The 9,759-nt window shown below is 68.0% G+C and carries 9 protein-coding genes; 5 read left to right on the forward strand and 4 right to left on the reverse strand.

Going from position 1 to position 9,759, the window contains the following annotated elements; genetic code table 11:
* Positions 1 to 646: hypothetical protein (locus tag HOV91_RS37305; protein ID WP_438822726.1), on the reverse strand; the 646-nt coding region annotated here is incomplete at its 3' end.
* Between the two features lie 77 nt (positions 647 to 723).
* Entirely contained in the window at positions 724 to 1,485 is a 762-nt protein-coding gene (locus HOV91_RS37310; protein ID WP_174189917.1) for a bestrophin-like domain, read from the reverse strand.
* A 1,241-nt stretch (positions 1,486 to 2,726) separates the two neighbouring features.
* On the opposite strand from HOV91_RS37310, the gene HOV91_RS39630 reads away from it, so the two are divergent.
* The 5 genes from HOV91_RS39630 to HOV91_RS37335 all read left to right on the forward strand — a co-directional run bounded on the left by HOV91_RS39630 (position 2,727) and on the right by HOV91_RS37335 (position 7,441).
* A complete protein-coding gene (locus HOV91_RS39630; RefSeq protein ID WP_217441560.1) occupies positions 2,727 to 3,209 on the forward strand; it encodes a hypothetical protein in 483 nt (160 codons plus the stop codon).
* On the forward strand, positions 3,206 to 3,868 hold the full coding sequence (locus HOV91_RS37320) for a hypothetical protein (RefSeq protein WP_174189918.1): 663 nt from the start codon (positions 3,206 to 3,208) through the stop codon (positions 3,866 to 3,868). The genes HOV91_RS39630 and HOV91_RS37320 overlap by 4 nt, the downstream gene beginning before the upstream one ends.
* A 165-nt stretch (positions 3,869 to 4,033) precedes the next feature.
* Positions 4,034 to 5,143 carry a hypothetical protein gene (locus tag HOV91_RS37325; RefSeq protein ID WP_174189919.1) on the forward strand — a complete coding sequence of 370 codons (1,110 nt, stop codon included), beginning with the start codon at positions 4,034 to 4,036 and terminating at the stop codon, positions 5,141 to 5,143.
* A gap of 240 nt (positions 5,144 to 5,383) precedes the next feature.
* Positions 5,384 to 6,655 (forward strand): cytochrome P450 family protein, encoded by a 1,272-nt coding sequence (locus HOV91_RS37330; protein ID WP_174189922.1) that lies wholly within the window; start codon positions 5,384 to 5,386, stop codon positions 6,653 to 6,655.
* Between the two features lie 405 nt (positions 6,656 to 7,060).
* On the forward strand, positions 7,061 to 7,441 hold the full coding sequence (locus HOV91_RS37335; RefSeq protein WP_174189920.1) for a VOC family protein: 381 nt from the start codon (positions 7,061 to 7,063) through the stop codon (positions 7,439 to 7,441).
* 93 nt (positions 7,442 to 7,534) lie between these two features.
* Here HOV91_RS37335 and HOV91_RS37340 read toward each other — a convergent pair whose 3' ends face one another.
* Both HOV91_RS37340 and HOV91_RS37345 read right to left on the reverse strand, forming a co-directional pair.
* On the reverse strand, positions 7,535 to 7,960 hold the full coding sequence (locus HOV91_RS37340; protein WP_174189921.1) for a hypothetical protein: 426 nt from the start codon (positions 7,958 to 7,960) through the stop codon (positions 7,535 to 7,537).
* A 128-nt stretch (positions 7,961 to 8,088) separates the two neighbouring features.
* Entirely contained in the window at positions 8,089 to 9,645 is a 1,557-nt protein-coding gene (locus tag HOV91_RS37345) for a serine hydrolase (protein WP_174189923.1), read from the reverse strand.
* Between the last annotated feature and the right edge of the window lie 114 nt (positions 9,646 to 9,759).

Consider the following 9,759-nt stretch of genomic DNA (forward strand, 5'->3'; position numbering starts at 1 on the left):
GCTGAAGGGGACTCATCGGCACGGCCGGCGGTGCGGGGGCAAGCAGGAGTAAGCAGGTCAGCACCGCGCTGCCGGTGGCGGCGCTGCCCACGGCGGCGCTGCCGAGGCCCGATCCGCTCGATCCGGGGCCGATGAGGCCCGGCACGAGGGAGCCGAAGCCGCTACCGGTCGCCAGCCCGAGCAGCAGCAGGGCGCTTCCCGTCGCGGCGCTGCCGGTGCACGCTGTCTGGACGCTCCCCGTGTCGAGCTTCGGTGGCTCGCCCGACCCATCCGCGACGACGTTCGAGCCCGGTGCCTCACTCGCCGCGCGAGGCGCGCCACGGTCGAGTTCCTCATCACCGGCGGCACGAGGGCCGCTGCCGGTGGGCCGATAACCGGGATCGGCGCTGCCGGAGGGGATTCGGATCGGGCCGAGGGACAGGGTCCCACCCTCGGCGGCGGGATCGACGCCGCTGCCGGACGGGACATTCGGGCCGAGGCTCGAACCACTATCCGGAAAGGTTCCCGCTGCGCCGGCACCCGAACTCCCGGTGGCGAGGTCGCCGAGCGGCAGCCATGGCGGCGCCTCCGCGGATGCTTCCAGAGGTCGGGCCGCCAGCGTGGCTATGGTCAGGGGAAGCAGCGCGGTGGCGAATCCTCGGGTCAACCTGCGTGTTCGAGTTGCGCCTCGGTTGCATCGCATGGGCAGTCGCCTCGTCGTTGTCGAAACTGGGCCGGGAAGGGTCACGTCGTGTGCTGGTAGCGGGAAAGCGCGAGTTCGAAGGCGTCCTTCGGCACCAGGTTCCCGCCGGAGAACGGTTCGTCGAGGTTGTAGATCGCTCGGATCACCACACCGACGATGGCGCCGAGCAGCGCGGTCGTCACGACACTGCGTTTGGTGACCTGGACGCCGGAGAGCACCACGCTCAACAGCAGCAGGACCGTGCAGATCCACATGGCCAGGTAGAGGAAGCCGGGAACACGGTAACCGGCATCCAGCGCACGGTCGGCGCGCGCCTGGGCCACCGCGTCCAGGCTGGTCAGCGCGTTGGTCCGGAGCGTTTCGACCTCCGGGTCCGCCGCGTTCACCGCGGCCACCGCGTCACGCAGCGTGTCGAGGGTGTCCTGGGTGGATTGGCTGAGTCGGCTGTGCTCGGCCATGACGGCCCATTCCTCGTCGAGGACCTGCTCGGTGTAGGCGCGTACCAGTCCTTGGATCCGCGCATGGTCGGGCTCCGGCATGCCGTGCGCCGCCCAGTAGGTATCGATCAGCGCCTTGGCCTCGGCGATGGTGTGATTGCGCGCGTTGTCGTACTGCTGCCAGGCGATCACCACGATGAAGGCGACCACCGCCATGAAGATCGTGTTGATCAAGTTCAGCACCAACGCGCCGACGGTGTCGTCGTCGGTCTGCCGCCACGTCTTCGGATGTAGGCGGTCCCCGGCCACGAAGACGACTACCGCGACGAGCGCGGTCACGGCAGGCACGAGAAATTCCAACGCCATGCGGGGACTCCGTTCTGTCCGGATGACTCTCGCGATCACGGCCGCGGCGACAAGACCGCAGAGCGTGTCGCACTACGGGTGTTTGCCGGGCGGGGCACTCGGCGCGCCATCCCAGGTCGATCAGTTCTTCGATCTTCGTTTCGCGCTGTAGCGGTTCGGATTTCACCGACAGCGCCGGATCCGGAACGGCTGCCCGGAACACGGCGCATCCCGTCGACGTGTGCGCCGCCGCGCGACCGACCCAGATCAGCGGGCCACGACGCCACCTCGGTGGAATTCGTCCTGGCTACCGCGGTGCCGGCTCGGTAGTCGCCTGGAATAGGTATGCGGTCCCTGGTACGCCGGCGCTGTCGGGACGGGCATTGCGTTGGTCATGCGTGGTCCTCACCCCCGAGATGAATACCGAGACGATCGACGACGGTGCCGTCGACAGCCTGCGTTGTTCGGATCTGATCAGTGGTGCACAGCAAATCAATACGCGACGCGCGCCTGTGCGAACCAGGCGCTGGTGAATCGTCCTGGACGGCAAGCCGACTGGACGACACCGATAGTAGACGGCGAATCCGCCTGCACGTGGCGAAATTTCGGATTGTGCTGCGGCGGACAGGGCGACCCGGCAGGCGGAGCTCGGGGGTGTCCGCTGCGGACCGGTCACTCCATCGGATGACAGAAGTGCCGCGGCTCCGGGCGCTCGGACGATCACAAGAGATGTTCTTGGATGCCTGAAGATTGCTATATGCGCGGATAGCGGAGATGGGTGGGTCGACGGCGGTGCTGCGGGACGGTTGGGCCTCCGCGCGGCGCTGCGACCGTAAAGATGCATCTGAGCTGCTCCAATGGGAGGTATCGCGCGGCGTGCGATACCCGCCGCAGCGGCGATCGCCAGGGTGGTGCCAAGTGTGACGACGGCTGAAACGAGTAGTTAGCTACTCGCGTCCGAGGGGCGCAGTGCGGCGCACACTCGATCGGACCCCCGGGAAACGCAGGTCCCGGAGGAGGTGATCATGAGAAACGATTCGCGAACATTGCTTGTCGCGGCGGCCGTAGCGGGACTGCTCGGCGCCGTGTCGGTACCGATCGCGGCAACGGAGCCGGTTGGCACCGTCCCTATTCCGCCGGTTGCGACGTCGGAATCGGAGGTGCCGCCTACCGAGCCACAGAAGGTCTCGACTACTACTACTACTACTACGTCTGCACTTACAACGACGACTACAACAACGTCTACTTCTACGACGACGGAAGTGCCTGTCTCGACGACACCCGTCCGCACGACCACGCCGCCACCGATCCAGACCACCGCACAGCCGCCGAACTCCAGTGCGCCTCCGGTAGCGCCCGCGACGACATCCGTCGAGATAGGTCCCGCGCCGGTCGTCACGACCACGGCCGAGGACCCCACGACCACCGAGCCGACCGGTGGGCGTCCGCCCACGACACAACCACCCGATGCTCGCCAGGACTCCGATGCCGGTGACCTGCTCGGCCTGGGCGGGTTCCTGCTCGCTCTGGGAGCTGCGCTGCTCCTGGTGCGCGCCCGGCGCAAGAGCCGGGACGGGGCGTCGCCCCCGCACGACGGTGATCCGCGTCCACCGCAGGTCGGCGTCCAGGTAGTCGCGGACACCGCCCCATCGATCCACATTCGCCAGGTCGTCCGCGCTCCCGCCGTCCGGGTTCGGTTGCGCGCGGGCGAGCCGTGGCTGCACGTCGAGGAGGTGCACGGATGACAAGTCCAGCGTCGATCAGGGCCCGGGCAGTGCTGTTCCGCAACGCCGCGCACGATGCCGGTGTGGGGGAGCTGGCCGAGTGCCTGCGGGAAAGGGGTGTCGAACACCTGGCCCTGCGCCGAGTGCCGGGCGCCGCCGCGATACTGCGGTCGGCGGCGCTGCGGGAGGTGGCGGAGGCGATCCACGGGCTGCTCGAGGTCGACCTCGGCAGTGTCGCCGTCGGGGGCTGGCGCCGCTACGACCGGTTGCGCAGAGCGGCGATACGCACCCGCTCGGGTGGAGTCGAGCACGTCACCCTGTTCGAACACGAGATCACCCAGACCTACCGGCCGTCGCTCGACGTCACCGTCGACGGGAACCCGGTCGGTGAGTTCGCGGTGGAGATCTGCGTCGGGATGCTGCTCGAGCCGCTGACCACGACGGTCCGCAACGGCACGCTGGTGGCGCTCGGTCCCGGCGACTGCACCGTGACGGTATCGATCGGAGCGCCGGAACTCGGGCCGATCATGAAGCGGGAACGGAGACTGCCCACCGCGACCCTGATCGATCTGCGGTGGCCCATACCGCTGGTCGAGCGACCTCCCGCTCCGCCCGCTCCCTTGCCGGCCGGTCGCGTGCCCCGGGTGGGTCCACCTCGAACGCGGTGGGCCGGTGGGTGATGGGTGACCGGTTCGTCCGGATCTTCCCTCCGCTCTTCGATAGCGTGGCAACATCAAGGGTGCCGGATCGAAGCGGGCCGTTGTACACCGTGCCCGGCTGACACCGGCGTAGATGGGACTGCCTTGGGGCGCGAAACCCGCACCCGGACAACAGAAGAGCCACATATGACCAGATACGCGCACTTTGTCGGCACCCTGCCCGCGGAACTGACGACGGGCGATCGCGCCGTGATGCAGTGGTTCACCGACCACAGCGAGGGATGGCCGGTCACCGCCGTGCCGTGCGATCTCGACCCCGACTGGATTCTCGACTACCTCCGCACACGAAAGCACCATACCGACGTCTTCGAGGTCGTCCGGGCAGGTGACTATGCCGACTACGGCGATTTCCCCAGCTACGGCCTGCGGGCCGGGCGTACGTTGCAACCGCGGCATGTATCGATGGGCCGGGTCGAGCGAATCGGCGGGGTCGTGGACGCGTTCGAGTCGCTCCGGAGCGGGCGGCCGGAGCTGGCGAAGGCGAAAGTGCAGATCAGTCAGCCCAATCCGCTCGATCTCGCGATGTTCGTGTTCGCGGGCGCCGCGGTCTCGGGCGGGCTTCCCGTCGGGCCCGCTCTGCGCCGCTCCGGGCTCGTGGTGGACGCGATCCGGCAGCTACCGGTGTTCACCGAAGCGGTGGTGCAGGAGGTGACCGAGGTCATCGACCGGCACGGTGACCGCGTCGTCTGGCAGCTGGAGTCGCCCCTCGCGCTGCTGAGTATGGTCAAAGCCGAGCAACTGTGGTCGCAATGGGCGCTCGGCCCGCTCGTCGCACGGCAGCTCGCCGGATTTCTCGGGCGGATGCACGAGATCGGGGCCGAGGTCATCGTGCACCTGTGTTACGGCGACTACCAGCACAAGAGCCTGCTGACCCCACGCAGTCTCGCCCCGGCTGTGCGGTTGCTCGGCCGCACCGCACAGCTGCTGAACAAGCAGGGGACGCCCCTGCCTCCGGTGCATATTCCCTGCGCGTACGGTGCCGAGCCCGCCCCGCTGGACCCGCGGTTCTACGCACCGTTGCGCAAGCTCGATCCGGGCTGGCGAGCGATCGCCGGTGTCGTTTCTCCGGACTCCGGCGAAGGCAGTGCCGCCGCGCTCGCTCTCTTCGAAGAAGCGGCCGGTCGGGAGGCATATGGTGTCGCCACCGCTTGCGGACTCGGTCGCTGTAGCGTGGAGGACGCGCGGCGGGCGGTCGCGACCACGGTCTCGGTAGCCGGCGCCGGTCGCGAACCGTAGGCTGCGCCGACGACGAAACGCCGTAGGGCGAATTACGTTGTCCGGTCGGCGCTCTCGCGCCGAGGGCGATGCCGCCTACGTCTGCGCGACGACCGGAGCGTTGCTATGTTGCTAGCGTAAGCGGGGCGCCGAGCTCTGGACGACAGGACTCGGAAGGCACGTGCACCCGCTCACCCACCCGTACTCGCCGATCCTGTTCCAGCACATGGAGTCACATCCTTGACCACACCACAGTCCCCGATGTCCGCGCCACACGCCACTGGATCCGGAGCGTGCCCCGTCCAGCACGGATCTCCTGCCGACGCGGACGTCCTACGAGTTCTGCTGTACACGAAGGAGTTCGTCGCCGACCCGCATCGCGCCTACCGCGAGATGCGACACCAGTACGGCTCGCTGGTACCGATCGAGCTGGCGCCCGGTGTCCCGGCGACCCTCGTGATCGGCTACCAGACCGCGGTGCGAATCCTCAGTGACCCCGACCACTTCCCGGCTGATCCGCGAACGTGGCAGAAGACCATCCCCGAGGACTCTCCCGTCCGTCCGATGATGGAGTGGTATCCGGCCGCCCGGTACAACACCGGACTCGCGCACGATCGCTATCGCGGCGCCTCCGTCGACGCCATCGACGGGATCGATTTGTTCGACGTGCCTTCCATGGTCGAACGGATCGCTATCCCGCTGATCAACGCGTTCTGTGCGACCGGGTCCGCCGATCTGGTGACGCAGTACGCGTTTCCGCTCGTCCTCGAGGTCCTCAACCAGATGGTCGGCTGCCCGGCCGAGATCGGCGAGCGGGTCGCGACCGGTATGGCCGCGCGGTTCGACACGGTCCGCGGTCCGGAGGGCATGAGGATGGTCAAAGAGGCGCTGATGCAGCTGATCCGGCTCAAGCGCCAGCAGCCCGGCGACGACGTCACCTCGCGCCTGGCGCATCATTCGACCGACCTCGACGACGTCGAGATCTTCGCCCAGCTGATGAGCTTCTACGGCGCGGGCTTCGAAGCGCAGCGCAATCTGATCACGAACGCCTTGCTGCTGATGATCACCGACGACAGGTTCCGGTTCGGCGATGTCCTGGGGCGGAATCTGTCCACGACCGACGCGCTCGACGAAGTCCTGTTCAACGACCCGCCGATGGCGAATTTCTGCACGACGTATCCGCGGCAGCCGATCATGGTCGACGGTGTCTGGCTGCCCGCCGACCAGCCGGTCGTCATCAGTCTCGCGGGCTGCAACAACGATCCGCAGATCCGCGGTACCGACGAGCCCGGCGGCAGCCGGATCGGCAACCGCTCCCATCTGGCATGGAGTGCGGGCCCGCATGCCTGTCCGGCGAAGTCCGTCGCGTACATGACGGTGCAGAACGCCATCGACCAGTTGCTCGACGCCCTGCCGGAAATCCAGTTGGCGAAACCGGCGAACGAACTGCAATGGCGGCCGGGTCCGTTCCATCGCGCGCTGATGACTTTGCCCGTCGTCTTCCCCAAGTCCGCACCGGTGACCATCGCATAGCGGCCACCCAGCGATCCGTGGGCGCCATCGAAGGGCGGCCACCATCAGGGTGATCGCCGGTACGGCGTGGCTGCCGGAAACTGTCTGCGCGGGCGCCTACCATGATCATGCTGTGCGACGTGGCGGCGCCGCACGGCGAACGGGGAAGCGGCCCGCCCGGCGTAATCCGACGTCGGGCGGGCCGTTGTATTCCAGCCTCCGCACCGTCTGCCCGGGGTCGCAACGCGGTTCGGTCCGTCGTCCCGGCTTTCCCGCCCCGCGCAGATGATTTCGCGTCCGGCGGTGCTCAGGGTCGGAGCCTTCGTCACACCCGAAACCTCTGCGGTGCAACGGATGTGCCGGACGGTTTGCCTCCGAGCCGCGCGGGTAGGCAACGACGAATGGCGTATGTCAGGAGGTCGGAGTATGGCAACGAACAATAGTGTCGGGCAGTTGCGCAGCGTGGTGCTGGACTGCCCCGAACCGCGCAAACTCGCCAGGTTCTACCGCGAGCTGCTCGGCGGAGACCTGCTCGAGGACGACGACGACAATTGGGTGGTGCTGGTCGAGACCTCCGGTAGGCGTATCGCGTTTCAAACAGCGCCGCAATACAAACCGCCGCGATTCCCCGACCCCGAGGCGTCCCAGCAGGTCCATTTCGACGTGCTGGTGGACGACATAACGCAAGCCGAGCCCGCCGCACTCGCTTTGGGCGCGACTCTCGTCCAAGCCGAAACCGACGGCGCGTTCCGGGTATATGCCGATCCGGTAGGACACACCTTCTGCTTGGTCTGGCTTCCGGAGTGAACTCCGCCCGCCTCCGGCTCGTCACCCGAGTGGCGGTCGCGCTCGATCCGCGCGATCGCCAGGCAGGGTGACGAGCCGGAGCGGCCGATCAGCTCACTCGGGCGGAGCCGGTCGCCGGATCTCGTCGGCCACCGAACCACCTGCGATGTCGGCCGCGACGCCGATCTCCTCTTCGTAGCGGTGGTCGACCGGTATCCCGTCGCTGTCGCAGGTGATGTCCTCGAGTTTCTCGGCCCGGGATTCCGCGGGCGCCGGGGCGCGGTTCGGGTCGACGTCGGGCTCCTCTTCGGCGAGCCGGTCTCCGATCGGCCGGGGATGAGCCTGCTCCCACGCCGTCACGCCGTACTTCGTGGCACCGGTCCAGTGCTCCGGCGGGTCCATTCCGGCCTCGAGCGGGTCGGTACGCAGCCGGTCCTCGTCGAGGTCCTCGGCGCTGCTCAGGGCCGCCGGATCGGTTTCGACCGAGTCGGGTGCGCCCGTGTCCTGGGGCGGGTCGTAGGTTTCGTTCGGTTCGGTCATCGCCGCCTCCTCTCTCGCACTGAGCGACTTCCCGCAACTCTCCCCGGCAAACCCCCGGGAACAGTCGCGGCGAGCGGCTGCGATCCGCCCGCCGCATCCGCGCATCGTGGCCGGTGCGCAGGCGAGGGTCATCTCCGGGTGAAAACGCCGAGGTGTTCGGTGTCGTAGTACTCGAGTGTGAGCTTGTCGCCCTCGAAGGTGGCCTGTGAGACCGAACCATGATTGGCGTTCTCGCCGGAAGGAGTGAAGACGAACGTATCGCCGTCCCAATGTTTCAAGGGGAAGGTCATATTGTGCGGGCCGAGACTGAGCGTCAAGGAGTCGCCGACGGCGCTGACGATCGCCGGGCCGTAGTAGGCGTTGTCGTATGTGCCCGCATACGACGCCGTGGGGCGTGCGGGGGCCGGATCGGCAGGCGGCTGGTCACCGGCCAGTGCGCCCGCGGGCGCGCCCAGCGGCGCGAACGCCGTGCGGTAGAGCGCGCGCCAGTCCTGCTGGATCTTGCCGAACTGGACCAGGTCGGCGAACTCCGCGTTGAGCGTTTCGGGGACGCCGATCGGCGCCGCGTTGGTCAGTGTCACGATGCCGACGTCCGCCGAGGGGATCAGGGTGAACGCGGTACCCGCACCGAGTCCGAACGCGCCGGAGTGACCGAGTACGACCCGGCCCGAGGCGGAATCGTTCACGTTGAAACCGAACCCGTAGAACCCGGCGCGCGCGTCGGGCGTTTTCGGCGGCGCCGACATGGCTTGCGGGGAGACCGCGGGCAGCAGGTCCTCCGTCGGCACCAGGACCGAGCCACCTGCGGAGCCGTCCGCGAGCACCATCGACATCCATGTGGTCAGGTCGGCCACCGAGGAACTGACCCCGCCCGCCGGGGACTGCGCGTCCGGCTGCCGCTGCGGATTCGCCACCTCGTACTTCCCGTCGACGAGCACGTGCCCCTCGGCCCGGTTCGGGCGGGAGACGAAGTCGGCGTAGCGGGAGCTGGTCGATTTCATGCCGAGCGGGCCGTAGATCGTCCGCTGGGACAACGTCTCCCAGTCGGTCCCCGCCGCGGTGGCCACGGCGACGGCGGCCGCGGTCAGGCCGAAATTGGTGTACTCGTAGGAGTCGCGGAAGGCTCCCAGCGGCAACAGCCGGAGCCGGTCGAGTATCTGCTGCCGGTCGTAGCCGAGGTCCTCCAGCAGGTCGCCCGCGTGATCGGGCAGGCCGGAGCGGTGGGCGTACAAGTCGCCGACGGTGACGTGTTCGGTGACGTAGGGATCGGCGAGCGCGAAGGACGGCAGCAGCCTGCGCACCGGAGTGTCCCATTCGACGCCTCCGGCGGCGATCCGTCGAGCGACGACCGTAGCTCCGATCGGTTTGGACACCGACGCCAACTGGAAGACCGTATCCGTGTCGACCTTCTCCTTGGTGATGACACTGCGGACGCCGAAGCCCTTGCTGTACACGACCTTCCCGGCGTGCACCACGGCCACCGCCATGCCGGGTATGCCGGAGGAGGCGAGCAGCCCTTCGGCCAGTTGGTCCAGCTCGCCCACCGCGTCGTCGATCCGTCCGTCCGGGATCGGCACACCCGCGACCTGGTTGGGCAGCACCGCGGAACTGGAGGGCGGCCCGGAACCGGTGGGGTCCGTATCGCCGCCGCACCCCGCCAAGGCGAGAACGGCGGCCGTCGCCATCGCCGTGGGACCGAGCAGTGCGCGCCGCCGTGTGCTCACGGGTCGCCTCCTGGCTTTCGTAGCGACAAAAGACCAGATAAAGGCTAGTTCAGATGAAGTTGCTGGGGGATGGGT

The organism is Nocardia barduliensis (genome assembly GCF_013315795.1).
Classification (GTDB): domain Bacteria; phylum Actinomycetota; class Actinomycetes; order Mycobacteriales; family Mycobacteriaceae; genus Nocardia; species Nocardia barduliensis.